A 24,660-nucleotide genomic window follows, 5' to 3' on the forward strand; every position below is an offset into this window, starting at 1 on the left:
TAGGCCCGATGACGATCGCCTGCCTGCTTGCGAATACGCTGACCGCCGCGTGCCGGGCGAATGGCCTGCCAGAGCCCGAAGGCCTGACAGCATAATACCCGACACAAAGACCTATTTGGGTATGGCCTGATTAGCCGGGGAGCCTGCGCGCTCTCCGGTTTTTTGTTCTCCATGAATTATGAATGCGTATGGGGGCTTGTTAACTTGACCCTGCGTTAACCCGTGATAACCCTTCTAATCCAAATGGTTGTGAGGTTAGACTACCTTCCGTTTGATGTTTTTGGTGCAGGCTAAGAAGGTGTGTTGCTTGGTATGAAGTCCAAACTAAGTCCGATCATCTCGTTTTGCAGTCTTCAACGTGTAGTGGCCGGCCTAGTTTTTGTTCCATTGCTTGCCTATTCGTTCGCACCCTTTCGAGACATGACACTGTCATATTCACAGCGGTTGTTGTTCTGGACTGGTGCAATGCTACTGGCGCTGGTTGCAACATGGGCTGCGGGGCAACTTGTGCGCACAAAACTGAGTTTATCGGGATCGTTGTTCCGGGATTTTGCTTTTGCTGCGTTGATCCTGTTGTTGTTTGCCCCCTCTTTGTGGTTTCTGACGTGGATTCAGTTCTCATTGAATGGACGGATGGCTCCAGACCTGTTGAAGGTCGTCCCTTATGGGCTTCTGTTTGCAACGGGGCTATTACTTGTTCGTCAATGGGGCGATCCAGATGAAGCAGTGGAAGAACCTCGACCACGGCTCTACCATCGATTGCCGACTGATTTCGAGGGGGAGATCTACCGGCTGACCGTGCGTGATCACAGCGTCGATGTCGTGACCTCAGAAGGGACATTTACCATCCGCTCGCGATTTACCGATGCGATAGCTGAGATGGAGCCGGTTCCTGGGCATTGCACACATCGTTCACATTGGGTGGTGGATTCCACAATTGTTGGGGTCAAGAAAGAGGCGGGGAAAACCTACCTGCGTTTAAGGAACGGCGACCAAGTACCTGTCAGCCGAAAATACAAGCAGCATCTTGTGGATGACGGGCTGTTGTAAGGGTCATCGCGGCATTGGAATTTTCTGGGGCTGATTCCCCGTCAAGATCGCCCGGGCATCGGAGGCCATGATCCTTGTCAGTGTTTGGTCTGTGCTACGCAACCCGCCGGTATAGGTCCCATAGGCGGGCAGGATTAGTCGGGCATGATCCAAAAGGAACGCAGGCCGAGAGATCGAGCGCCCCCGAATATTCAAACTTGCCTTGGGATGATAGTGGCCGGAAATCTCAGCCATTGCATCTGGTTGGGCTATATGGCGAAAAGTGAGGCCGCTGCAAATCCATTCGGATAGATGCGTACCACCAATTTCAACCGGACCGGGGTCATGATTGCCTTCGATCCAGATCCAGTTCCGACCTGCTTGCAACGTCGTAATCCGAAGCCTGTCCTCAGTTGTCAATGCAGTTGACGCGTCCAAGTCGTCAAAGCTGTCTCCCAGACAAATTACTGACGTGGCCTTTGTATGTGACAAGTCACCTCCCAGCCGTGTCAAAGTCTCGCGTGTATCATAAGGGGGGAGCGAAGAACCGCCCCTTCGAGCGATGCGTTCCGACTTGCCCAGATGCAGATCAGATATGCAAAGCAGGCGTTGATCGGGCCACCAAAGCGCCCCGGAACCTAGTGCGCGCAGTTGGTGACCCGCAAAGGAAAACTCGACGTTGTTCATGGTCCGTTCTTTGCCTGTTTCGACGGACGGCGCAAGAGGATTCACGGTGATTGCATCCCTGCAGCTTGCAGCAAGCGGGCACTCTCTTCGGCCAGCAGGCGTTCTTCTGCCTCACCTTTGACTGGCACTTTTCCCATTTCCAGAAAGAGCGGCGCAGCCAATGGAGAAACGCGATCCAGCCGCAGAAGATCGATGCGGTCATTGATCCGCGCGACCATAGCTTCGATCCGCCCGAAATCAACCAATCCGCGCATGGCTTCTTCGCGGGTGATCTGCATCAAAAGATGATCGGGGTCGTATTTCAGCAGAGTGTCATACAAGATGTCTGACGAAAACGTCGCTTGCCGTCCGCTTTTGCGTTGCCCTCCGGTATTGCGTTCGATCAGACCTGCGATTGTGGCCGAGGCGCGGAACGTGCGCTTCATCACGGCATTGCCTGCCAACCACGTTTCCAGCCCTTCGCGCAGCGCATCAATCTGAAACAATGGGCGTGGATCGGTCACCGCATCCAGGCCCCAGATCAAGGTGGCATAGTCGGTAGCGACAAAGCCCAGTGGGGCAAGGCCGGTCTCTTCCATACGTTTGGTTAGTAACAAGCCCAGGGTCTGCTGCGCATTTCGGCCTGCAAAGCCATAGACACAGATATGTTCACGCCCATTGTCGGGGAAGCTTTCGATCAATAGTCGATCGCGCTGCGGTAGGCGCGAGACCTCGCGTTGCAACGCCAGCCAATCGGCGGTGTGGGCGGGCAAGTGTGGCCAGTCAGATTGCGCGAACATACGCAGAATGCGATCGCTAAGCTGAGTGGAGGTGGCGAATTTTGTGCCAGAGAAGGTCGCTATCTTGGGTTTCTTGTCGGCATGGCGGCTGACCTCAACCACCATTTCACGCAGCCCTTCGTAACGGACGATCTGGCCGCCGATCAGAAATGTGTCACCGGGGGTGAGCGAGGCAGCAAACCCTTCTTCCACCTCGCCAAGTGGCTTGCCACCGCGATTTCGTTTCAACCGTACCTTCAGCGTGTCAGTGTCCTGAATTGTGCCTAGATTCATCCGGATACGCTGCGCTGCTCGTGGATCACGCAATTGCCAGCGCCCATCTGATCGCTGCTGCAACCGCTGCCAGCGGTCATAGGCGCGCAGGGCGTACCCGCCGGTGGCGCAGAAATCCAGGCAGGCATCAAATTCGGATCGGGGTAGGTCGGCATAGGGCCCCGCCGAAGTCAGCGCGGTGTAGAGCACATCGGCCTCGAACGGTCCCGCTGCAGCGGCGATCAGGATATGCTGGCAGAGCACATCCCGAGGGCCCGCACCACGAGGATCACCATCGAGGTCATGTTCTTGCACCGCCTGCAGAGCAGCCACACATTCGACCACTTCAAACCGGTTGGCAGGGACCAGCAACGCCTTCGATGGGGCATAATAACGATGGTTTGCCCGTCCGATCCGCTGCACTAGCCGTTTAACGTTCTTTGGCGCGCCAATTTGGATCACCAGATCCACATCCCCCCAATCGATTCCCAGATCGAGGCTGCCCGTGCAGACGATAGCCCGCAGATCACCGCGTACCATTGCGGCCTCAACCCTTTCGCGTTGCTGCCGGTCCAGACTGCCGTGATGGATACCGATTGGCAGACTTTCATCATTTGCCAGCCAGAGGTTATGAAAGAATATTTCGGCCTGAGCGCGCGTGTTATGGAAGATCAGTGTGGTTCTATGCTGCCGAACCTGCTCCAGCACCGCCGGAATGGCATAGGCGGCGCCTCCACCAGACCAGGGGGGCAATTCTTTGGTTTCAAGCATCGCGATATCGGGATCTGGGCCGGGATCGGCTTGAATTATTCTGCAAGGATCAGGATGCCGCGCCAGAAACTGCGCAATGCCTTCTGGGTCTTCCACAGTCGCAGACAGGCCGACACGGCGCAAATCGGGGCAGAGCGCTTGCAACTGTGCCAGTGCAAGCATCAATTGATCGCCCCGTTTGCTTTCCGCCAAAGCGTGAATCTCATCAACGATGATGCGCTGGACTCCCGCAAACATACGGGGCGCGTCTTCGTAGGAGGTGAGTAACGCCAAGCTTTCTGGTGTGGTCAGTAGGATATGTGGAGGATCAACACGCTGGCGTTTCTTTTGCGTGGCCGACGTATCGCCAGTGCGGTCTTCGATCCGTATAGGCAAGCCGATCTCTTCCACCGGGGTACGCAGATTGCGGCGGATATCAGCGGCCAGCGCCTTGAGTGGTGAGACATAGATCGTATGCAGCCCATCATGCGCGCCGTCGGCCAGTTCGGACAGGGACGGCAAGAAACCGGCCATCGTCTTGCCCCCGCCTGTCGGGGCAATCAAAAGCGTCGCCGGCTCCTGTGCCTGGTCGAACATGTCTTGTTGATGCGGGTGGATCCACCAGCCTTTGGCTGCAAACCAATCACTAATCCGGGCGGGAATCTGCGTCATGGCCGCAGATTAACCACCCGGGTTCAGAAGGACAGGGGGTTAGTGAACGATCTTTTCTTCCTTGACGAACATGTTCGCCCAGGCACGGTCGATCAAGTCGGGATTCATTTGATAGGGGATGCCTTCGAATTCGCAGATCGAGATCATCTGATCGATCAGGAAGATCGGTTGATAATTCGCGTAGATGTTCTGGATCGTCGGGTATTTGACCTTCAGCAAATGTACCAGAGCGGCTTCGTCCAGAGGCATCCCGCGTTTGCGGGCGACCATCGCAAAGATCTTAAGGAAGTTCTCTTGGTTCGGACCATCAATCTTGATCTTGAAGAAGATCCGGCGCAGAGCGGCTTGGTCAAAGATTTCGTTCGGATGGAAGTTGGTTGAAAAGATGACCAGAGTATCGAAGGGCACTTCGAACTTCTCACCTGATTGCAGGCCGAGGATATCCTTGCTTTCTTCCAGCGGAACGATCCAGCGGTTGATCAGGGCCTGAGGGGGTTCGGCCTGACGCCCAAGGTCGTCCACGATGAAAATGCCACCGGTCGATTTCAATTGCAGCGGTGCCTGATAGGTCCGCGCCGTGGGGTTGTAAACGAGGTCCAACATGCTCAGCGACAGTTCACCGCCGGTTACCACGGTCGGGCGCTCGCATTGCACATAACGCGTATCGAACCGTTTCCTGCGGCGTAAACTGTTGGGATCGTCCTCTTCCTGTTCAATCGCGGTGTGAACAATCGGATCGTATACGGTGATCACCTGCCCCGAATATTCGATGGCGCGCGGGACATAGACATTGTCACCCAGCGCGTCCCGAATTCCGTTCGAGATTGAGGACTTACCATTGCCCGGAGGGCCATACATCAGGATCGAGCGGCCGGCGCTGACAGCAGGGCCCAAGTGATCCAGCAGGCTGTCGGGTAGAACCAGATGACCCATAGCACCAGTCAATTGATCACGGGTGACCTGAATGTTGCGGATCGACTGACGCTTGACCTGTTCGCGATAGACGTCCAGTGGCACCGGCATCGCGCCAAAATACTCCGATTGGCTAAGCGCGTCTAAGGCACGGGCCTTTCCTGCATCGGTTAACTGATACCCCATCTCGTTGCCCGAGTTGGCGTTCAGTGTGCCTGTCGCCTCCATCAGTTTCTGTTCCCGTGCGATATCGATCAGTTCCTGCGTCACCGAGCCGGGCAGGCATACCGCCGCGGCAACCTCGCTTACCGTATCCACGTTCTTGCGAAAGATCGTTTTCAGCAGAATGTCACGCATCATCACCAGCGGAAGCTGCATTTCAGCCAACCCCTTAGGGGCAGGGGGGGCCATAACGGAGGACGTCTGCATGTTCATAAGCGGGACTCGTCTGTCAATTATCACACCAAAGGCCCCATGCAGGGCCGTTTAGGGAAAATTTGACGCGTCTTTGTGGCAGGACCAAGGCGCGGGCAAGGCGCGGTCATGATTGTTCACGAACCGTGGATTATGCCCAAAATCAGGTAAGCCACGAGGCTACCTGCAAGCGTCAGACCCATTGGAAACTGTTTACCGCGATCCCAACTGTCCCAATGCGGAGCGATCTGGCGCAGTCGGGTGTGTTTCGCTAACCGGTGGGAACAAAATGCCCCTAGCAGCGTGGCAGACAGAATTATGAATACCCACATGAAATCACTGGCCCAGACAAAAGCAGCGGCGGCAGCGCAGAATTTGGCGTCACCAGCTCCCATAATTCCAGCAGCGTTCAATACGATGCCGACGATCAGAACAACGATTATGTGAAGCAGCTGCCAGGCGTATAAAGGCAGCTTGACAGTGACCGGACCAAACGTGCCGGGTAGCCATTCGCCCGACCATGGCGGCAAAACGAAAAGGCCGACAACGAGAAAAACCACCAACAGTGCCATGACCGCATGGTTCTTGATCCGCATCTCACGCATATCGGTGAAGGCAACGTAGAAACAGATCGGCAGGACAAATGGTAAGAACCACGCTGCCGCTGCCGCTGGTATGTGCATGGATCAGGCGTCCTCGAGTGCCCGAAGCGAGCGAACGGCTTCGTCATAATGCTGGGGATGCGTGGCGATTGCCTCGCGATACAGGTTCTTGGCGAGGTTTACATCGCCTTGTTTAACTGCCGAAATAGCCATCGTATTCAGCAACATCGCCCGTTCGGTCTGAGACATCGGGACAACCGGAACGCTGTAATTGCCTTGTGCACTGCGCGCCAGAACCAGATTGTTCTTCGCGGTAAATAGCGCGTTGTCCTGTTGAATGGCTTCGGTGAACAGACGTTCAGCTTCGGCATATTGCCCGCGTGCCATTTTGGAGTAGCCCCAGTTATTCATGACACCCGCCGGTCGCGTAGTCAGGCCAACGGCGGTTTCATAATAATGGTCTGAGCGTTTCCAGTCTTTTCTGGAGTCTGCCACCAGCGCCTCAAGCCGATAGCGCTTGAACGTCTCATAGGTGGGCGGGATTTTATCGAGTGTTGCCTTTGCACCATCCCAATTTCCGCTACGCACTAGCGCATCTGCATATTCAACCCGGTCGGCGTTGTTTGCACCTTTCATCCCGAGCACACGTTTCCATGCCGCTGAAGCCTCGGTGCTGCGCTTGGCGCGGGTCAGGGTAATCGCAAGACCACGCTGAAGATCGATCCGGTCCGGGTTCTTGGCGGCCGCACCCTGAAAATAAGTGACGGCTTCATTTGGATCAGCTGCATTCAGCATCACGTCATTCAGGTTGGTCTCGTCAATAACGTTTACTTCCTGAAATGTACGTTCGACTTTTTCTTCTTCGGTTTCTTTTGCGCAAGCGGTCAAAACCAGCCCGCACGCAAGCATCGTCGGAATCAAAAAGGGATGGCGCATTTTTGCGTCCTTTACTGCTCTGCCTCTATTGCCGGGTTTTTGCGCAGAACGAATTGCCCGTCGCCGCGCTGCTCCAGCTCAAATTCTTGTTCTTGTGGGGTATTATTAGCAGGATTTTCCATTTTTGCGAGTGCTAACCGCAAATTGTCACGGATTGCGTCACTTTCGCCATTGTCTAACGCAAAAGCACGGCGGAAAACCTGTGCTGCTTCGGCGTATTCGCCCGTCTCCATCAGGAATACGCCAAGATTATTCCAGGCGACCGGCCAATCGGGATCATCCTCCACTGCTCGGCGTAGCAGGGGTTCGGCTTGTCCGATCCGGCGTAAGCCCAGATTGGCGGTGCCGAGCGAAGTCAGGATCTCGGGTGTCATTCCATCTGTCAGCGCCGCCCGGGTAAAGGATTCCATGGCAAGTTCGTATTCGCCAGCCGCCATCAGGCGATTGCCGATAGCGATTTCATCCACAGCCGCGCCATCGGGGTCAATCCCAGGCGCAAATGGATCATCCGGAGAACGCATATCAGTGCAAGAGGCCACCATGGCAATAACCATGGCGGCCCTAAAGAGATGACGCAGGTGCAAACCGAAAGGCTTGAGAACCTTATCACGCAGAAGGTGAGCGTTACTGGCTTCCAAACTCCATGATACCTTTTGCCGAAGGGCCAACAAGAATGACCAGAAGGGGGGGGACGGTCAACATCATTGTGGCGAGTGTCATTTTGGTTGGCAACTTGTTCGCGGCTTCTTCGGCGCGCATAACGCGCTTGTCGCGCATTTCGTCGGCGTAAACCCGCAGAGCTTCCGCGATCGATGTACCAAAGGTGGCTGACTGGATCATAACAGTCACAAATGCGCTAACGTCCTGAACTCCGCAACGCCTGGCAAAATCGCGCAGGACCGTATCCTTTTCTTTACCAGCCTTCATTTCATAGGCGACGACTTCAAATTCAAGCGCAATGTCGGGATAGGAGGCTTTCATTTCCGCTGCGACCCGAACGATGGCTTGATCAAGCGATTGGCCGGCTTCGACGCAAACAAGCATCAGGTCAAGCGTGTCCGGGAAACCGTTGACGATGGCCTCCTTCCGTTCCTCTACGCGTCGTGTGATCCAGTACTTGGGTATGAAGTATCCGACCAGTCCAGGCCCCAAAACGCGAATTAGGAGTTGAGTAGAGTCAAACTCCTGATCACCTGCAAAAACCGTGACCAGTGAGATACCGATCAGAATTCCGACAATCCCCAACGCAAACTGCGAAAAATGATAGAATCGGACGGCATCTTTTGACTGATAGCCCGCTTGGCGCAGCTTGAGCTGAACGGCCGAATATTCTTCCTCGTCCTTGGGTTCGAGGAAATTGGCAAATTTTTCAAGCTGCTCGTTGCGGCTGGCGTTTCTCAGGCGTTCTTTCTTTTCTTTCTTACTTTTCTTAGGCGCCGCGTTTGAACGTTGTAGCTTCTTAAGTGGATCCTCAGGCTGATTCAGCATCAAAGGGACGGTGATCAGGATCATAAACAAACCCAGAATACCAACGACAATCAGCGGGCCGAATTCGCCTAAATGAGTTTTTAGCAGCTCATTGATCTGGCTCAGAATTTCCATGGCGGCACCTCTAAACCTTAATATTAGTCAGGATTTTCATGACGATCAGGTTCAATGTCAGCATGATGCCAACAAAGAAACAGGCTGGAATGAAAAGCGGATGATCCATCACTGAATCGTAATAGTGCGGATCCTTGACCAGAATGAACATGAGGCATGCAAGAGGGAAGCCGGACAGGAACTTTCCTGACCATTTTGCCTCAGCGGTAATCGCATTCACCCGACGGAACAAGCGGAACCGGGCCCGGATCACTTTCGCAAGGCCGGCGAGAATATCAGCGAGGTTACCCCCGGACTGCTGCTGAATGGAAACCGCCACGGCAAGGAAGCGCAAATCCTGCATATCCAGCCGTTCTGCCATGTCCTTAAGCGCTTCACCCACTTCCCGGCCATAAGCAGATTCATCCGAGATGATGCCAAATTCCGTCGCAAGTGGGTCCTCAACTTCGCTGGCAACGATCTGGATCGATGAAACAAACGGGTTGCCGACCCGAAGCGATCGAACCATCAGTTCAACCGCATCCGGTAATTGTTCTTCGATCAAAGCCATGCGTTTCTTGGCCTTGTTGCTGACCCAAGTGTAGACAGCACCAATACCGATGGCACCCGAAAGCGCGATCCGCAATGTCATTTCGGTCGCCGTGGCCACGCTGAGGGCCATGAAGACCAAACCAGAAACCAGCGCCATGATCATAATCAGCTGCCTGGGCGAGAAGGCGATTGCGGCTTTTTGGGCTTTGTCTGCAAGAAGCGAATAGAGCGGGATGCTCTGCGACTTCATATGCTGCTGCATTTCCTTGCGCAGCTGTTCCAGCACTTGTTCGCGACCGACACCCTTGTCGATCATATCCAGCCTGCGATTGACACGGCTGTTCAGACTGATCGATTTTCCAAAGGCGACAAGATAGATACCTTCGACCAGGGCAAAAACCCCGACGAAAATCACGACATAGATGAGCGCCTCGACAGGCAGTTGCATATCTTGGTTCTCCTACATCGTGGTCGGGTCGTAGATCGAAGCGGGTAGATCGAAACCCCACAGGCGGAACCGCTCTGAAAAGTTGCTCCGGACGCCTGTCGCAGTGAAATGGCCGATGATCTTGTTATCAGGGGTCAAGCCAACGCGTTGAAATTTAAAGAGTTCCTGTAAGGAAATCACGTCACCTTCCATCCCGGTAATCTCAGTGATGGAAGTCATGCGACGTGAACCGTCCTGTAGACGGCTGGCTTGAACAATCAGGTTCACAGCCGATGAGATCTGGCTGCGGACGGCTTTGATCGGCATTTCGATCCCAGCCATCGCGATCATGTTCTCAAGACGTGAGATACCGTCACGGGCAGAGTTGGCGTGGATCGTGGTCATTGATCCGTCGTGGCCTGTGTTCATGGCCTGCAACATGTCGATCACCTCGGCACCACGCGTCTCGCCCACGATGATGCGGTCGGGGCGCATACGTAGGGCGTTTTTTAGACAGTCCCGCGGGCTGACCTCACCTTTGCCTTCCACGTTGGGCGGGCGGCTTTCCATCCGGCCCACATGGGTCTGTTGTAGCTGAAGTTCCGCCGTATCCTCGATGGTTAGGATGCGTTCGGCGTCGTCGATAAAGCTGGAAAGCGCGTTGAGCGTTGTCGTCTTACCGGAACCCGTACCACCCGAAACGATGATATTCAGGCGTGTTGAAACCGCGGCCTGCAAATAGGCGGCCATTTCTTCCGTGAAGGCGCCAAAATTGACAAGATCGTCAATGCCCAGCTTGTCCTTCTTGAACTTACGAATTGAAACCAGCGAGCCATCAACTGCAATCGGCGGCACCATTGCGTTGAAACGCGAGCCGTCTGCCAAACGGGCGTCAACGTAAGGGTTGGATTCATCGACACGACGGCCAACAGCAGACACGATCTTGTCGATGATCCGCATCAGGTGCTTTTCATCCTTGAAAGTGATGTCGCTGATTTCCAGTTTGCCCGCTCGCTCGACGAAAATCTGCTGAGGGCCGTTTACCAGAATATCGTTGACCGTATCGTCCTGCAGCAAGGTTTCCAGCGGCCCCAGGCCGGTGACTTCATCATAAAGTTCCTTGTTGAGCTGAGTGCGGTCCTCACGGTTCAAGACAATATTGCGCGATTCCAGAACTTCGCTTGAAATTGCACTGATCTCAGCCCGTAACTCGGCCTCTGCTGCTTTCTCAAGCGCCGCAAGGTTTAGGTTTTCAAGCAGTTCACGGTGCAGTTCCAGCTTGATCTCACCCAAACGCTCTTTGCGCTTGCGCTCTTTGTCGTTGACGGTGACCTCCGCCGCCTTTTTTTGCACCGGCTTGCGTACGACATTGGTCGAGGCCGCCGCCGCGGCTGGCGTTGCGGCCTCAGCTTTTTCAGGCGCCGGGGGTTGAACCGGCTGCGCCGAAGGCTGTTTTTTATATCTTGAAAACACGGCAGCTCCCTTTTGAATTATGCGGCTTCAGCGTCGCTGCTGCCTAGGCTATGAAGCGATTGAGCAAGTTTGGCGATCTCGCGACGTAGCGGATTCTTGGCCGCCGAGTTTGCCAATGGCAGGCCGTGATCACCGCTTTGCATGACTGCCTTGCCACCATCAGGTAGAAGCAAGTCGATCGAAATGCCCAGGCTTTCGCCCATACGTTTGACCCGGCCTTTTCCGTTGAGGTCGGTGAATTTCGGTGCCCTGTTCATGGCAAACCGCAACTTGTTAAAAGGCAGTTCTTCAGCCTGCAAAGCCCGTTTCAGGCGCAACGCGTTCTGAGCCGATCGCATATCAAGTTCGATCAAAGCAAAATAGACATGCGCCGCCTGCAGCACCGTTTCGGACCAGTGAACCAGTGTTTTGGGCATGTCGATCACGACGTAGTCGAAGTGGCTGCGTGCTGTATCGATCACCCGCTGGATATCCTCAGGGTTGATAATATCCAGCGGAACCATATCGGACGGAGCGGTTAGGACCTGCAGCTTGTCTTCGAATGTTTGCAGGGCTTGCCCGAAGGATTCCTCGTCCATGGAATCAGTGTCCGAGAGCATTTCGAATACGACCTCGTGACGCGGAAGGTCCAAAAACGTAGAAACGCTGCCATATTGAAGATCCAGATCAATCAGGCACACTTTGGGTGCTTCTTTGGCTGAAACTGTAGCCAGTTCCCACGCAAGGTTTACGGCCATCGTCGTGGAGCCGACCCCGCCTGCGAGTCCCTGGACCACGAACAGCGCGCCCTCTTTCGACGCACCATTGGCCAGCGGCACTGCTGCGGCTTGTGGTGCTGTGACCGGGTCGGGCTTGTTCATCCGGTCAATTGCTTCCTGAAGTTCGTTTTCGGGAAGTGGGTAGGGGACAAACTCATCAGCGCCCTTACGCAAAAGCTGATGCAGGGAAGCAGGAGTCACATCTTCTGCTATCAAAACAACTTTTATGCCCTTTTCCTTGGCACGCGTGATGATTTCACCCATCATGGTCAGGTTGTCTTCGTCATCACCGTCCAGCGCCAGGGCAACAAACTGAAGCGATTCTGCTTCGGGCTGGCTAAAGAACGCGAGCGCCTCGGCAAACCCCAGATCCCCCCAGCGTTCTCCTAGCGCGGCTTCCATATCTTCGATCAACAGATCGAAATTCTGGACATCACGGCTAATCGTGCAGGCCAGAATGGCGTCGTTTTCATCTTGCGGCGTCGCGCTCGTCATAAACACAATCCTCGTCGAGAGGGCTGAGCAAACCTGATGAACGCGTGAAAGGTCAGTTCTAGCTTGCTGTCGCCCGATGCGGTCAATTTTGGCCGCAGGTCACCCTATTGTTCACAATGTTGCTTGGAAGTGGGGCGAGAATTGGGCGCAAAAGAACCAATTGTAGGGAAATGGGCGACAATGCCGCCCATTTCTTAGGTATTATTATTCACCGGATTCGCCTTCACCGATTTGGATGAAGCTGACCGGGGCCGCGCTTGAGATATACTCGCGGTAGATAACGTCAGCGTATTTCCCATCCAGGATATTCTTGTGACTATCAACAAATCCTGAAACCTCGGTAACCGTCCTACGGTTACGACGATCCCGATCCGGAGTCGCCACAAGAGGGCGGGATTTCCCAAACGAAACAACAGCTTCCAGTCGTGATCGCGAGATTCCTTGCCGCGTTAGGAATGCCACCGCCGCATTAGCACGGCGTTGCCCCAGACGGTTGTTATAAGCAGTTGAACCTACAGCGTCGGTGTGACCGTAAACACGGAACCGCGCTTCTGGGAACTGTTTGATCCATGCGGCTTGCTGCAGCAGAATCTTCTGCGCTGATGCATCCAGCTGTGCGCTATCAAACGCAAAGTTGATCTGCGTCGGAACCTCTGCGGCGAATCTCTGAGCCAGGATCTGGCCATACGTCAACTCGCCATTCATGACCTGAATGTTATTCAGCGTCGCGTTTCCGAAAGTGCCCTGATCGATTTCATACCCAGCTTCGCGAGTACAGCCAGCGACAGCAACCGAAAGGCCCAGTGTCAAAATCCACTTTTCCATTGGTCCTATCCTCCTATCAATCCAGAACATAACCATAGGAGGCGCCAAAGTCCTGCTTGGCCACTTCCGATGCAGCACCGCTTCCGGCTCGTTCAGTCCGGGCGACTCTGCCATTTACGAACAGATCGAACTCGCTGGGTGGTTTGACCCGGTCAGTTGGCAGGGCAAGCGCCTCGCCACGAGTGGGCGAAACCAGATGTGCGGTCACAATAATGATCAGCTCGCTTTGTTCGCGCTGATATTGAGCGCTGCGGAAAAGAGCACCCAGAACCGGCACATCACCCAACCACGGAACCTGACTGTTCAGATCTGTGAAGTCATCCTGGATCAAACCAGCAATCGCAAAGCTTTCACCATCATTCAACTCGATCGTCGTGCGTGTGGTACGCGAGATGAAGCTCGGGACGTTGTCGCCGTTGATCGTGAAATCGGAACTCTGATCGATTGACGATACGGATGCGCCCATTTCCAGATTGATGCGGTCGCCGTCCACGACACGAGGAACGAACAAGAGCTGAACGCCGAAGGCCCGATACTCGATCGCAACCACGCCGTCACCTTGCGGAACAGGGATCGGCACTTCGCCACCGGCCAAAAATTCAGCCTCTTGTCCGGATAGTGCCGAAAGGTTCGGTTCGGCCAAACTGCGGACTAAGCCTTTGGTTTCAAGCGCTTCCAGCAGCAGACGAACCTGCGTCGAGCCTGCGCCGAACCCAAACAAGATAGCACCCGTATTGGTTTGCACGAACGGGATGTTATTCGCCAATGCGTTGTTAAGTGCAGCTTGGTTGTTCAAGCTGTTGAAGCCGCCGGTCGCGTCTCCACCGCCAAAGCCCAGAGATGCCGACAGGTTCTTCGCTACCGAACGGTTCATTTCGGCGAATCGTACTTTCAGCATGACTTGCTGTACGCCACCAACATTCATCAAGTTCGATACACGCTCAGGCGCGTAGCGCTCGGCGAGTTCAAGAGCACGTGCCAGTCTTGCACTGCTTGATACCGTACCGGATAGGACAATACCATCATTTGCGGTCCGTACTTCGATCGGCTCATTTGGCAGAATCTGACGCAGCCGCTCTTTGAACTCAGAGACATCTGGCGAAACGCGCACACGCACGTTTGTGATCAGATTCCCAGCGCCATCGAACATCGTCAGCGTGGTTATGCCGGGTGCGCGACCCAATACATATATTGTCCGGTCGGACAGGGTAGAAATGTCTGCAATGCCTGCGTTGGCAATGCTGATATCGGCAAAGGGTTGTTCACTCTCCACCACAATTGCGCGGTTAACAGGAACATCCAGCGATTCAGCTGTCCCCTTTTTCACCACGCGAAGATTTTGGGCCCACGCGGCATCGCCGATTGGGCTCACAACAAGCGACAACCCCAGCAGGGTTGCGCTGATCCAGGAACGTATTGTCATGTGACCTGCCTCTCCGATCACCACTCGATTTTTTATGGGTCTAATGCCCTATGATCTGAACCCTGCGCCAATTCCGGATTTATTGCAATAATCAATGGTTTCCGGAATTTTCCTTATGTGGGTTTCTCGCAACAACGCCATGAAAAAGACCGCGCAAAATGCGCGGTCTGTGGGTCGTTAACGGTTTGAATTTTCGTTAGTTTGTACAGGGAATTGGTGTCTCGACAGTTTCGCCGCCACGACGGGTTCGGATTGTACAAACCTTCTTTTCAACCACTACTGGTGCGGGTGCTCGTTCTTGAATTCCCAATAGTGATTGCTGGTCTACTTCAACCACTTCGGCGACTTCATCGTCCTGCGCGCCCACTAGCGCCAGAGACATACGGCCGGTGTTTTGTGCCTGTGCCAAAGCCGCAATTTGTTGTGAAGTCGCTGCTACGGTCACAGTGCGGGCAATCGTGGTCCCTGTGACATCTGAACCCGCAATCTGGTCAACTGCGACCAGTTCAATATTTGTCAGAACCAGTCGGGTAATCTCGCCGCGTCCAGCATCAGTAGTACCGCGCAGCGATCCCGTCCAATAGACATCCACTGTGTCACCAGGGCGCAAGAAGCCCGAAACGCCGGAGGCCACATCGACGCTGATCGCAAAGGCACGCATGCCCTTGGGCAATTGCGACCTCAAGCCCGCCGTTTCGCCCGGGTTGGTAACTTTGACTTCCATGATGGCTTCGTCTTTTTCCATTGCCCGAAGCACATATCGTTCGTTGTTCTTGATATCAGGAAACAATACTGCCGCATCAACGAAAGCGCCCTCGGGAATTGCTGATTCGGGCCACTGGACAACGCGGAAATCGTCCTGGTTCAACCGCTCGCCATACTTAAGAGACCGGTTGGAGACCAGAACGCCGACTGTTGGCACAACGCCTGCTTTAGCATTTGCCAGAGCCTCTTCACGCAGTTTTCGCTCCTGCGCAAGTTTAGCCTGATTCTCGGTAATATATTCGCGTGCCATATAGACAGCACCACCGGCCAGGGCGATCCCGATGATAAGAACAAGTCCAAAAACAGCTCGCATTTGTCCCTCGTCATGTTTCGTTCAAGTAAGTCTCGCGGCTAACTTTGTCGCGATGGTTAAGCGGCTACCCTAGGAGGTAATTGTGTCCAAAAATGGGACAATCCCCACATTTTTCGGAGCAGTATCAAGATCCGTCAAGGAAGCCATCAAATTGGTTTAGTCAAAACTAATTTGCTGGACCTGAATCGACGAGAGGGCTTGCCCGGTTTGTTCGTCGACACTTTGGATGCCTTCGTTCAGGAGCACGTACATCATCCCGGCAATGCCTACAACTGCAGCAGTCAATACAACCCAGTCTACCGTCACTGCGCCGTTTTCGTCGTTCGCAAATTTCTTGATTGTGCTGAACATCATACTTTTCCGGGCAAAGTACCTTTGAAAAAGGGGCCAGGTCTTCGAAAAGACTTGGCCCCCACATTACACACCAGAGTGTGATGCTAATTAGTTGGTGTTTGGCGTAGTAACGGTAATACCGGACAGCGCGCTGTCGATGTTGCCCGCCAGTGTGCTGGCACCGCTACTAACCTGATTGTAAGCGATGGCTGCCAGAGCAACAACAGCTGCGGTCAGAACGACCCAGTCTACAGTTACGGCGCCGTCTTCGTCTTTGCGGAAGTTCTTGATGAACTTGATCATGTTACGTCCCTCCTAAAGGATCAAATAAGTAATTAACCTCGGCGTCTTCCAGAGCATTCTCTCTCAGTCCGCTCCCGATCGTCTCAGCATGGGTCTATGTTTGACCTTTGCGCGTGGCAGGAATTGGGCCAAACCAATATTTTTTGGCTAAATGCTTAAGATTTTATTCGTATTTCTTGTAACATATTGATTATTAATAGAAATTACTTCACCTTTTTTCGTGCATAGAGAATTGGGCGATGCAAAATAGCGGCAAATGAGGCGAAATTGCCCCATTTCGCTTTGTTTTTCTGGCGTTGCAGGCCGTTATAGGGTTCAAAATGCTTCAAAAGATAAGAAATCGAGGCAGGCAAATGTATTTCCGGGACGCAATCTTTTGCGCAGGTGCAGTCGCATTCCTATTGACGGGTGCAATTTCGGTATCCGCGACTGAGATCGAGCCGCGCGGGGTTTATAAGCGTATCAAAGCCCCCAAACCTGGCACGCGTCCGCGTGTGACCATTCAAATTACCCCAGAACAACACGCGGCGTCGCCTTCGGCACCCAGCACTGGGGCAAAGCTGGATGTTCCCGAGGTTACGACCCCTGCACCCGTTCCGCCGTCGAATCCTCCGAAAATCGCAGGAACGACCGAGCCGGTAGGGACCTATGAGGCTTTCTGGAGCCGAATCTCACCCGAACTGCAACAGGCAAGCGCAGGAAGGCTCGCAGAAGCTGTTCAGGCATTGTCTGCGACCGACGTAGCGGCCCCGCGCCTTCAAACGCTTCAGGATATCGCAAACGCGCGCGGCGTGGACATCCTGCGCTCGACTGTGGGCACAAATGTCTCGCCTGCGCTTGTGCTGGCGGTAATCTCGGTGGAATCGGCCGGGAAAACACAAGCCGTGAGCTCTGCCGGCGCTCAGGGGTTGATGCAACTCATGCCAGCCACAGCCGAACGCTTCGGTGTCGAAGACAGCCTCAAACCGGAGCAAAACATCGAAGGTGGGGTTAAATACCTTCACTGGTTGATGGAAGAATTCGACAACGACCCGATCCTCGTTCTCGCGGGTTATAATGCAGGCGAGGGGGCCGTGCATAAACACAGCGGTGTGCCACCTTATGCTGAAACCAGAGATTACGTGCCCAAGGTCCTTGCCGCGTTTCAGGTCGCAAGCGCGCTGTGCACGTCAGCACCGCAGTTCGTATCGGACCCCTGCGTCTTTCAGGCAGCCAATTAAAAAAAGGCCCGCATCATTGCGGGCCTTTTGCTTTTTGGAGGAGCGATGTCAGTTGACAATCGTTGCCTGGGTCGCCGCCCTCATATCCGCATCGCTGACACCATCGGCAAGTTCAACGATCTTCAGGCCACCTTCGACCACATCGAGGACGCCCAGATTGGTGATGATCCGATCCACAACGCCCTGTCCGGTTAGTGGCAAAGTGCATTCCTTCAGCACTTTCGAATCACCATGCTTGTTGGTGTGGTCCATCACAACGATTACGCGACCGACACCGGCCACCAGATCCATAGCACCACCCATGCCTTTGACCAGCTTGCCGGGAATCATCCAGTTGGCCAGATCGCCTTTCTCGTCGACTTCCATAGCACCCAGGATCGCAGCGGCAATCTTACCGCCTCGGATCATGGCGAACGAAGTCGCGCTATCGAAGTAAGAGGTGCGGGACAGTTCGGTGATCGTCTGCTTGCCTGCGTTGATCAGGTCAGCGTCTTCCTCGCCCTCAAACGGGAAGGGGCCCATGCCCAGCATACCGTTTTCGGACTGCAGGGTGATATCCTTGTCGCCCACATAGTTCGCCACCAGCGTCGGAATACCGATGCCGAGGTTCACATACATTCCGTCTTCTAGTTCTTCAGCCGCGCGCGCGGCCATCTGATTACGGTCCCAGGGCATTATGCGTCCTCCTTCTTGCGGGTGGTGCGCTGTTCAATGCGCTTTTCGTGGCTGCCTTGAATGATACGGTGCACATAGATGCCGGGCAGGTGGATGCTGTCAGGGTCTAGCGAGCCGCGCGGAACGATTTCTTCAACCTCAGCCACACAGATCTTACCGCAGGTTGCGGCGGGCACGTTGAAGTTACGGGCGGTCTTGCGGAACACGAGGTTTCCGGTGTCGTCTGCTTTCCAAGCCTTTACAATCGCGAGGTCGGCGAAGATGCCTTCCTCCATGATATAGGTCTCGCCGTTGAAGTCCTTGTGCTCTTTTCCGTCCGCGATCACCGTTCCCACGCCCGTTTTGGTGTAGAACCCGGGGATGCCCGCACCACCGGCGCGCATCCGTTCGGCCAATGTGCCCTGTGGGTTGAATTCAAGCTCTAGCTCACCGCTCAAATACTGTCGCATGAACTCCGCGTTTTCACCGACATATGAGCTGATCATTTTCTTGACCTGCTTGGTCTGCAGCAGGATGCCGATGCCGAAATCATCAACGCCTGCGTTGTTCGAAGCAAAGGTCAGGTCCTTCGCGCCCGACGCTTTGATCGCCTCAAGCAGCATCTCTGGGATACCGCACAGACCAAAGCCGCCCGCCGCGATCAACATGCCATCCGAGATCACCCCATCGAGCGCCTCTTCGGCATTGGCATAGATTTTCTTCATGGAAAACTCCCCCAATGACATGGTGTTGGGCCGAGTTGTGCCGCCACGTCACCGGGAAGTCAACGAATCCAAGGGGCAGGTGGTATTTCTACCTAACCTGCCTTTTTGGTGGTTTTCTTGGCAGCTGCTTTCTTCTTGGGCGCCGCCTTCTTCTTAGTACCCTTCTTGGCCGCACGCTCATTGACCAGTTCAATGGCCATTTCCTGCGTTACATCTTCGGGCTTGATATCTTTGGGGATGGTCGCGTTGACCTTTTCCCATTTCACGTAAGGCCCGTAACGCCCGTCCAGAATCTGCATCATGCCACCATCCGGATGTTCGCCTACTTCTTTCAGCGGTTTCGCAGCCTGTCCTCGCCGTCCCGGATTGGCCCGTTTTTCGGCCAGCATTTCAACCGCCCGGTTCATGCCGATTTCAAACACGTCATTTGGATCTTTGACATTGACGTAGACGGGTTTGGCCTCCTCCGGAAGCTGGTGCATGATATATGGGCCAAACCGTCCAAAGTTCGAGTTGATCATGCCACCCTCGGGATGTTCGCCGATCTGGCGCGGCAAAGACAACAAAGTCAGCGCCTTTTCCAGATCCATGTCATCTTTGTTCCAGCCACGGGGCAGGGATGCACGCGGAGGTTTCTTGTTTTCGGGCGTGGGCTCTCCGCGCTGTACATAAGGGCCAAAGCGACCGGATTTCAGCCAGATTTCATCGCCCACATCTTCGCCCAGCAAACGTTCGTCACCTTCAGCACCTTCGCCAGCGATCGGACGGGTATAGGTACATTCCGGGTAGTTGCCGCAGCCCACGAATCCGCCGGTACGCGACGTTTTGAGGTGCAACTGCCCCACGCCGCATTTCGGACAAATACGCGGATCGGATCCGTCTTCTCGCGGGGGATACAGCTGGGGCGCCAACGCCTCGTCCAGCTTGTCCAGCACTTCTGATATGCGCAGTTCCGAAGTCTCACCAATTGCAGCCGAGAAATCTCGCCAGAACTTGCCGAGCAGATCCTTGTAGTCACGGTCCCCAGCGCTGACGTCATCGAGCTCTTCTTCGAGGTTGGCCGTAAACTCATAGCCCACATACTGGCGGAAGAAGTTCAGCAGAAAGATCGTGACGATCCGCCCCTTTTCTTCGGGGATCAGGCGGTTCTTGTCTTTGCGTACATATTCCCGATCCTGAATCGTGGTGACGATCGAAGCATAAGTCGATGGTCGTCCGATCCCCAGTTCTTCCATCCGCTTGACAAGCGTCGCCTCGGTATAGCGTGGCGGCGGTTGAGTGTGGTGTTGCAGCGCGAGCACGGCTTCGTTGTCGGACAGAATCGCGGCTTTGTCCGAGTCGCTGGTGGCCTTGGTGAACTGATCCCGCAATGATGTCTTGGCAAAGCGCGCCGGATCACCTTGCATGATCTGAGGCAGGCGCTTGTCATCGTCATCAACAACGTCATCGCGGCCTTCTTCATAGACGCGCATGAAACCGTCAAACAAGACGACTTGGCCGGTGGCGCGCAAGCCGACTTGGCCGTCATCACTGCCGATTTCGACTGTCGTGCGCTCCAGTCGTGCCGCAGCCATCTGACAGGCAATGGTGCGCTTCCAGATCAGGTCGTACAGTTTACGCTGATCTTCATCCGTCACTTTCAGCGCTTTGGCATCACGCGACATATCCGTCGGGCGGATACATTCGTGCGCTTCCTGTGCGTTCTTGGCCTTGTTCTTATACATGCGCGGGCTGTCCGGCACATATTCGGGGCCATATCGATCCGAGATGGCATCACGCGTGGCGGCGACAGCTTCGGGCGCCATGTCGATACCGTCAGTCCGCATATAGGTAATGTAGCCCGCCTCATACAGCCGTTGCGCCACCTGCATCGCGTGGCGCGCGCCCATTCCGAATTTACGACTGGCTTCCTGCTGCAGGGTCGAGGTCATGAACGGGGCACTTGGGTTACGTGCGGCAGGCTTGGCCTCGACTGAGGTGACACTCAGCGCCCGGCTGGTAATCGCCTGTACAGCCAGCTCGGCCTGCGTGGCATTAGTCAGATCGTGTTTGTCGAGCTTTTTGCCGGCCAGAGTAACAAGACGGGCTTCATAGGTCTGGCCGCGTGGTGTTTCGAACAAGGCCCTTACGGACCAGTATTCAACAGGCTTGAACGCCTCGATCTCCATCTCGCGTTCCACGATCAGGCGCAGGCAGACCGATTGTACGCGTCCGGCAGACTTTGCCCCGGGCAATTTGCGCCACAGTACCGGCGATAGGTTGAAGCCCACCAGATAGTCCAGCGCGCGGCGGGCCAGATAGGCCTCGACCAGAGGCATATCGACCTCGCGCGGGTTCTGCATCGCTTCGGTCACGGCGTCCTTGGTGATCGCGTTGAACGTCACTCGGCTGACCGGCGTGTCCTTCTTGATCGAACGCCGCTTGGTGAGCGCTTCTTGCAAGTGCCAACTGATCGCTTCGCCCTCGCGGTCAGGGTCAGTTGCGAGGATCAAGGCGTTGTCTTCTTTGAGAGCGTCGGCAATCGCTTTGACGTGTTTGCGGCTGTCGTTGCCCACCTCCCATTTCATAGAGAATTCATGCTCGGGATCGACCGAACCATCCTTCGGCGGCAGGTCACGGACGTGGCCATATGAGGCCAAAACAGTGTAGTCGGGGCCAAGATACTTGTTGATCGTTTTTGCTTTGGCCGGAGATTCTACAACAACTACGGGCATTTAAGGGGAATCCTCGCTCGACGGATTTTGCGCTTTGTATGACCGTGCAAAATGTGTGGGGCAAGATCGAATTGTCAATGCGTTCGTTTTCCGCGCCCAATGCCCCTGATTTTCAAGCCGATTCTGGCAGTTTGCACCGTGTCATAGGTAGCTGGTCCTAAATCTCAGCTTATCGGATATTGGGCGCTAAGGGCCAAAAGCCCGCCCGGTTGCCGCTGAATCTTACCATCAAGTTCCAGATCGACCAGCACTGGGCCAATTTCGCCAGCGGATGCGTCGACATCCCGGATCAACTGGTCCTCGGCAATTGGAGATGGACCAAGGCAACTGAGAATCACGTCGTGTAGTGCGCGTGGGGCATTTTCGGATTGTGCCGTCTCCAGTCGGATAGGCGGGATTTGTTGGGGCAGTATCTGATGCTGCGGCGTCGGCAATGCGTCAATCACATCTTCAGCGGTGCGTACCAATGTCGCGCCGTCCCGGATCAGCAGGTTGCATCCCGCCGCCCTTGCGTCGAACGGGTGACCAGGGACGGCCAGAACTTCTCGTCCCTGGTCTAGCGCGTCTCGTGCGGTGATCAGGCTGCCCGATTTGGCGGCAGCTTCGACCACGACAACAGCCTGTGCCAGACCTGAAATAATGCGATTGCGGCGCGGGAAATGCCGGGCCTGTGGCGTAGTGCCCATCGGTTGCTCGGACAGGCGCAGGCCGGTTTTTGCGATGTCGCGCGCCAGATCAGAATTCTCAGCTGGATAAATCACATCGACCCCACCAGCCATCACCGCCACAGTTCCTGTCTCCAAAGTGGCAATATGGGCCGAAGTATCAATACCGCGGGCCAGTCCCGAGACGACGACGTAGTCTTTCTTGCCCAACTCAGAGGCCAACGCCCGTGCCATGCGGGCACCCAGTGAAGAACAGTTCCGTGCCCCGACCATAGCGATCGCCTGTCGATTCAGAATCGTCGGATCACCAATCGCCCAAAGCATTGGAGGTGCGTCAGAAATGTCGATCAGTGCATCGGGATAGTCAGCGGCCCCAAGGCACAAAAGCCGCGCTTTGGCTGCTTTTGCGGCCCTGAGCTCCGCCTCGATCACGCCGGGGGGGCAGATTTCGTACCCTTCAATTCCGGCTGCGCGCGCCATTTCCGGCAGCGCGGCCAGCGCATTCTGCGCCGAGCCATGTTCGCGCAACAGGCGCCGAAACGTCGCCGGTCCAACTTTGCGTGAACGCAACAGGCGGAGCCACGAAAACCGGTTCTCTTCCGTGGTGGGTGGGAGTGGGGGGGGATTGGAAGAAAGCTGCTCTTCGGTCATCCGATGCTCCGCCTGATTGCAAAACTGGTTTACGGTGCAGCGGGTTAACAGCCTGTAAATCTTGGATAATTAGAACTGAATTATTCGGATTTTGAAATTAGATGTCACGCTATACATATGAAAATAAAGCAAAAATTTGTATGATTTTTTTTGCGCAAGTTACCGTTGATCGGCAACTTCTTCAACCGATGAGGCGCAGCGTTAACCCTGCGCCTCATTCCTCGCACTGAATTCCGACTCAAGCAGCAGAGCCGCCAACCGTCAGTCCGTCCATCAGGACGGTTGGTTGCCCCACTCCCACCGGCACCCATTGCCCGTCCTTGCCACAGGTCCCCATGCCGGGATCAAGCGCCATGTCATTGCCCAGCCCCCGAATGCGTTTTAGCGCCGAGGGGCCGTCACCAATCAACGTCGCACCTTTGACCGGAGCGCCGATCTTGCCGTTCTCGACACGGTAGGCCTCGGTGCAGGAGAACACGAACTTTCCGTTGGTGATGTCAACCTGACCACCGCCGAAGCCCACAGCCCAGATGCCGTCCTTGATATCTGCCACCAACGAGGCCGGATCGGCATCGCCCCCCAACATGATCGTATTAGTCATGCGCGGCATCGGTTTGTGGGCATAGCTTTGGCGTCGCCCGTTCCCGGTTGGTGCTACGCCCATCAGGCGCGCGTTCTGGCGGTCCTGCATATATCCGGTGAGAATCCCATCCTCGATCAACACCGTGCGCGAACTTGGTGTGCCCTCGTCATCCACCGATATCGAGCCGCGTCGGTCCGCAATCGTCCCATCATCTACGACTGTTACACCCTTCGAAGCGATCTGCTGCCCCATCAGCCCGGCAAAAGCAGAACTGCCCTTGCGGTTGAAATCGCCTTCAAGCCCGTGGCCAATGGCCTCGTGTAACAGAATTCCGGGCCAACCGGGGCCCAATGCGACCTCCATCACGCCTGCCGGGGCCGGTATGGCATCCAGATTAACCATAGCAATCCGCAGCGCTTCGCGTGCTTTGTCCTGCCAGTCGGCGGGATCAATCAAACCGTCCAGCCCCACGCGACCGCCCCCTCCGGCGGAACCGCTTTCGCGCCGTCCGTTCTGTTCGACGATGACTGAGACATTCAGGCGGGTCATCGGGCGCACATCGCGCACCTGCACGCCGTCGGGGCGAAGAATCTCGACCTCCTGCACTGCTGCGGCAATCGTGGCGCTGACTTGCACGACCCGAGGGTCCAGATCGCGGGAAAACGCGTCAATCTCGCGCAGAGTCTCGATCTTGACCGGAAAACTGGCAGATTCGATCGGGTCCTCATCGGTATAAAGCCGTGTGTTGGTGGCCTGTGGCGGCCCGGCCAGTGTTCCGCCGCCATCCCCCACAGCCAGTCGCGCGGTTTCGGCGGCTCGTTTAAGTGAGGGAATCGAAACATCCGTCGAGTGTGCGTATCCCGCAACTTCGCCCTGCACTGCACGCAGGCCGAATCCCTCGGATGCATCGTAGGAAGCCGTCCGCAGACGACCGTCATCGAACACCAGTGACTCAGACTTTCGCCGCTCGACAAACAGCTCTCCGTCCTCCGCGCCATTGGTTGCGGCCTGCAGCACAGCAAGCGCCTCGTCCTTCGGAAGAACGCTTTCAAAGGGGCGAAATGGGGCCTGAGACATAGGTTGCGACCTTTCGGGTTTGATCCAGATCAAAAATAGCGTCTGTTTGACGCAAGCATTTTGCTTTATCTACCCGACGGAATATGGTTT

The 24,660-nt window shown here is 55.2% G+C and carries 22 protein-coding genes and 1 pseudogene; 3 read left to right on the plus strand and 20 right to left on the minus strand.

Annotation, left to right across the window (positions count from 1 at the left end):
• Both ACR0MQ_RS20575 and ACR0MQ_RS20580 read left to right on the plus strand, forming a co-directional pair.
• Window positions 1-95: pseudogene (locus tag ACR0MQ_RS20575) on the plus strand (bifunctional methylenetetrahydrofolate dehydrogenase/methenyltetrahydrofolate cyclohydrolase); the annotation flags it as partial.
• Window positions 96-420: 325 nt separating this feature from the next.
• Complete coding sequence (locus tag ACR0MQ_RS20580; protein ID WP_480610499.1) at window positions 421-1,050, plus strand: LytTR family DNA-binding domain-containing protein; 630 nt, start codon at window positions 421-423, stop codon at window positions 1,048-1,050.
• Window positions 1,051-1,053: 3 nt separating this feature from the next.
• Here the strand turns inward: ACR0MQ_RS20580 and pdeM are convergent, their stop codons facing one another.
• The 15 genes from pdeM to ACR0MQ_RS20655 all read right to left on the minus strand — a co-directional run bounded on the left by pdeM (window position 1,054) and on the right by ACR0MQ_RS20655 (window position 16,281).
• Window positions 1,054-1,716: a ligase-associated DNA damage response endonuclease PdeM gene (gene pdeM / locus ACR0MQ_RS20585; protein WP_170772825.1), complete on the minus strand. Its 663-nt coding sequence runs from the start codon at window positions 1,714-1,716 to the stop codon at window positions 1,054-1,056.
• A 41-nt stretch (window positions 1,717-1,757) separates the two neighbouring features.
• Window positions 1,758-4,169, minus strand: a complete 2,412-nt coding sequence (locus tag ACR0MQ_RS20590; RefSeq protein WP_480610502.1) for a ligase-associated DNA damage response DEXH box helicase — start codon at window positions 4,167-4,169, stop codon at window positions 1,758-1,760.
• 39 nt (window positions 4,170-4,208) lie between these two features.
• The gene (locus tag ACR0MQ_RS20595; RefSeq protein ID WP_480610504.1) at window positions 4,209-5,516 is read right to left on the minus strand and encodes an ATPase; all 1,308 of its coding nucleotides are present in this window, start codon (window positions 5,514-5,516) and stop codon (window positions 4,209-4,211) included.
• A gap of 116 nt (window positions 5,517-5,632) precedes the next feature.
• Window positions 5,633-6,178 (minus strand): prepilin peptidase, encoded by a 546-nt coding sequence (locus ACR0MQ_RS20600; protein WP_480610507.1) that lies wholly within the window; start codon window positions 6,176-6,178, stop codon window positions 5,633-5,635.
• A gap of 3 nt (window positions 6,179-6,181) precedes the next feature.
• A complete protein-coding gene (locus ACR0MQ_RS20605) occupies window positions 6,182-7,033 on the minus strand; it encodes a tetratricopeptide repeat protein (RefSeq protein ID WP_010441651.1) in 852 nt (283 codons plus the stop codon).
• A gap of 11 nt (window positions 7,034-7,044) precedes the next feature.
• The gene (locus tag ACR0MQ_RS20610; protein WP_480610510.1) at window positions 7,045-7,587 is read right to left on the minus strand and encodes a tetratricopeptide repeat protein; all 543 of its coding nucleotides are present in this window, start codon (window positions 7,585-7,587) and stop codon (window positions 7,045-7,047) included.
• Between the two features lie 70 nt (window positions 7,588-7,657).
• Complete coding sequence (locus ACR0MQ_RS20615; RefSeq protein ID WP_480610513.1) at window positions 7,658-8,635, minus strand: type II secretion system F family protein; 978 nt, start codon at window positions 8,633-8,635, stop codon at window positions 7,658-7,660.
• 10 nt (window positions 8,636-8,645) lie between these two features.
• Window positions 8,646-9,614 (minus strand): type II secretion system F family protein, encoded by a 969-nt coding sequence (locus ACR0MQ_RS20620; RefSeq protein ID WP_319545167.1) that lies wholly within the window; start codon window positions 9,612-9,614, stop codon window positions 8,646-8,648.
• 12 nt (window positions 9,615-9,626) lie between these two features.
• A complete protein-coding gene (locus ACR0MQ_RS20625; RefSeq protein ID WP_170772784.1) occupies window positions 9,627-11,066 on the minus strand; it encodes a TadA family conjugal transfer-associated ATPase in 1,440 nt (479 codons plus the stop codon).
• 17 nt (window positions 11,067-11,083) lie between these two features.
• Window positions 11,084-12,319 carry an AAA family ATPase gene (locus ACR0MQ_RS20630; protein ID WP_170473296.1) on the minus strand — a complete coding sequence of 412 codons (1,236 nt, stop codon included), beginning with the start codon at window positions 12,317-12,319 and terminating at the stop codon, window positions 11,084-11,086.
• Window positions 12,320-12,523: 204 nt separating this feature from the next.
• The gene (locus ACR0MQ_RS20635; protein ID WP_170473293.1) at window positions 12,524-13,144 is read right to left on the minus strand and encodes an OmpA family protein; all 621 of its coding nucleotides are present in this window, start codon (window positions 13,142-13,144) and stop codon (window positions 12,524-12,526) included.
• Between the two features lie 16 nt (window positions 13,145-13,160).
• On the minus strand, window positions 13,161-14,567 hold the full coding sequence (locus ACR0MQ_RS20640; protein ID WP_480610519.1) for a type II and III secretion system protein family protein: 1,407 nt from the start codon (window positions 14,565-14,567) through the stop codon (window positions 13,161-13,163).
• Between the two features lie 196 nt (window positions 14,568-14,763).
• A complete protein-coding gene (gene cpaB / locus ACR0MQ_RS20645) occupies window positions 14,764-15,645 on the minus strand; it encodes a Flp pilus assembly protein CpaB (RefSeq protein WP_170772779.1) in 882 nt (293 codons plus the stop codon).
• Window positions 15,646-15,801: 156 nt separating this feature from the next.
• On the minus strand, window positions 15,802-15,996 hold the full coding sequence (locus ACR0MQ_RS20650; RefSeq protein WP_170772777.1) for a hypothetical protein: 195 nt from the start codon (window positions 15,994-15,996) through the stop codon (window positions 15,802-15,804).
• Between the two features lie 90 nt (window positions 15,997-16,086).
• Window positions 16,087-16,281 carry a hypothetical protein gene (locus ACR0MQ_RS20655; RefSeq protein WP_010441661.1) on the minus strand — a complete coding sequence of 65 codons (195 nt, stop codon included), beginning with the start codon at window positions 16,279-16,281 and terminating at the stop codon, window positions 16,087-16,089.
• A 353-nt stretch (window positions 16,282-16,634) separates the two neighbouring features.
• Between ACR0MQ_RS20655 and ACR0MQ_RS20660 the strand changes: the two genes are divergently transcribed.
• Complete coding sequence (locus ACR0MQ_RS20660) at window positions 16,635-17,501, plus strand: lytic transglycosylase domain-containing protein (protein ID WP_170772775.1); 867 nt, start codon at window positions 16,635-16,637, stop codon at window positions 17,499-17,501.
• 48 nt (window positions 17,502-17,549) lie between these two features.
• On the opposite strand, the gene ACR0MQ_RS20665 is transcribed toward ACR0MQ_RS20660, so the two are convergent.
• From ACR0MQ_RS20665 to tldD, 5 genes are all read right to left on the minus strand, one after another.
• The gene (locus ACR0MQ_RS20665; protein ID WP_170541606.1) at window positions 17,550-18,176 is read right to left on the minus strand and encodes a 3-oxoacid CoA-transferase subunit B; all 627 of its coding nucleotides are present in this window, start codon (window positions 18,174-18,176) and stop codon (window positions 17,550-17,552) included.
• Window positions 18,176-18,880: a CoA transferase subunit A gene (locus tag ACR0MQ_RS20670; protein WP_010441665.1), complete on the minus strand. Its 705-nt coding sequence runs from the start codon at window positions 18,878-18,880 to the stop codon at window positions 18,176-18,178. Before ACR0MQ_RS20670 ends, ACR0MQ_RS20665 begins: the two co-directional genes overlap by 1 nt.
• A 92-nt stretch (window positions 18,881-18,972) precedes the next feature.
• Window positions 18,973-21,594, minus strand: a complete 2,622-nt coding sequence (gene topA, locus ACR0MQ_RS20675; RefSeq protein WP_480610524.1) for a type I DNA topoisomerase — start codon at window positions 21,592-21,594, stop codon at window positions 18,973-18,975.
• A gap of 164 nt (window positions 21,595-21,758) precedes the next feature.
• Window positions 21,759-22,910, minus strand: a complete 1,152-nt coding sequence (dprA, locus tag ACR0MQ_RS20680) for a DNA-processing protein DprA (protein ID WP_480610527.1) — start codon at window positions 22,908-22,910, stop codon at window positions 21,759-21,761.
• Between the two features lie 238 nt (window positions 22,911-23,148).
• Complete coding sequence (gene tldD, locus ACR0MQ_RS20685) at window positions 23,149-24,570, minus strand: metalloprotease TldD (protein ID WP_480610530.1); 1,422 nt, start codon at window positions 24,568-24,570, stop codon at window positions 23,149-23,151.
• Window positions 24,571-24,660 lie beyond the last annotated feature (90 nt).

The sequence above is a fragment of the Ruegeria sp. AN6 genome (assembly GCF_056540425.1).

What these genes read in the sequence shown, in the direction of transcription:
- ACR0MQ_RS20580 (WP_480610499.1), top strand. Translation starts at nt 421, where the DNA reads ATGACACTGTCATATTCACAGCGGTTGTTGTTCTGGACTGGTGCAATG.
- pdeM (WP_170772825.1), bottom strand. Translation starts at nt 1,716, where the DNA reads ATGAACAACGTCGAGTTTTCCTTTGCGGGTCACCAACTGCGCGCACTA.
- ACR0MQ_RS20590 (WP_480610502.1), bottom strand. Translation starts at nt 4,169, where the DNA reads ATGACGCAGATTCCCGCCCGGATTAGTGATTGGTTTGCAGCCAAAGGC.
- ACR0MQ_RS20595 (WP_480610504.1), bottom strand. Translation starts at nt 5,516, where the DNA reads ATGAACATGCAGACGTCCTCCGTTATGGCCCCCCCTGCCCCTAAGGGG.
- ACR0MQ_RS20600 (WP_480610507.1), bottom strand. Translation starts at nt 6,178, where the DNA reads ATGCACATACCAGCGGCAGCGGCAGCGTGGTTCTTACCATTTGTCCTG.
- ACR0MQ_RS20605 (WP_010441651.1), bottom strand. Translation starts at nt 7,033, where the DNA reads ATGCGCCATCCCTTTTTGATTCCGACGATGCTTGCGTGCGGGCTGGTT.
- ACR0MQ_RS20610 (WP_480610510.1), bottom strand. Translation starts at nt 7,587, where the DNA reads ATGGTTATTGCCATGGTGGCCTCTTGCACTGATATGCGTTCTCCGGAT.
- ACR0MQ_RS20615 (WP_480610513.1), bottom strand. Translation starts at nt 8,635, where the DNA reads ATGGAAATTCTGAGCCAGATCAATGAGCTGCTAAAAACTCATTTAGGC.
- ACR0MQ_RS20620 (WP_319545167.1), bottom strand. Translation starts at nt 9,614, where the DNA reads ATGCAACTGCCTGTCGAGGCGCTCATCTATGTCGTGATTTTCGTCGGG.
- ACR0MQ_RS20630 (WP_170473296.1), bottom strand. Translation starts at nt 12,319, where the DNA reads ATGACGAGCGCGACGCCGCAAGATGAAAACGACGCCATTCTGGCCTGC.
- ACR0MQ_RS20635 (WP_170473293.1), bottom strand. Translation starts at nt 13,144, where the DNA reads ATGGAAAAGTGGATTTTGACACTGGGCCTTTCGGTTGCTGTCGCTGGC.
- ACR0MQ_RS20640 (WP_480610519.1), bottom strand. Translation starts at nt 14,567, where the DNA reads ATGACAATACGTTCCTGGATCAGCGCAACCCTGCTGGGGTTGTCGCTT.
- cpaB (WP_170772779.1), bottom strand. Translation starts at nt 15,645, where the DNA reads ATGCGAGCTGTTTTTGGACTTGTTCTTATCATCGGGATCGCCCTGGCC.
- ACR0MQ_RS20650 (WP_170772777.1), bottom strand. Translation starts at nt 15,996, where the DNA reads ATGTTCAGCACAATCAAGAAATTTGCGAACGACGAAAACGGCGCAGTG.
- ACR0MQ_RS20655 (WP_010441661.1), bottom strand. Translation starts at nt 16,281, where the DNA reads ATGATCAAGTTCATCAAGAACTTCCGCAAAGACGAAGACGGCGCCGTA.
- ACR0MQ_RS20660 (WP_170772775.1), top strand. Translation starts at nt 16,635, where the DNA reads ATGTATTTCCGGGACGCAATCTTTTGCGCAGGTGCAGTCGCATTCCTA.
- ACR0MQ_RS20665 (WP_170541606.1), bottom strand. Translation starts at nt 18,176, where the DNA reads ATGCCCTGGGACCGTAATCAGATGGCCGCGCGCGCGGCTGAAGAACTA.
- ACR0MQ_RS20670 (WP_010441665.1), bottom strand. Translation starts at nt 18,880, where the DNA reads ATGAAGAAAATCTATGCCAATGCCGAAGAGGCGCTCGATGGGGTGATC.
- topA (WP_480610524.1), bottom strand. Translation starts at nt 21,594, where the DNA reads ATGCCCGTAGTTGTTGTAGAATCTCCGGCCAAAGCAAAAACGATCAAC.
- dprA (WP_480610527.1), bottom strand. Translation starts at nt 22,910, where the DNA reads ATGACCGAAGAGCAGCTTTCTTCCAATCCCCCCCCACTCCCACCCACC.
- tldD (WP_480610530.1), bottom strand. Translation starts at nt 24,570, where the DNA reads ATGTCTCAGGCCCCATTTCGCCCCTTTGAAAGCGTTCTTCCGAAGGAC.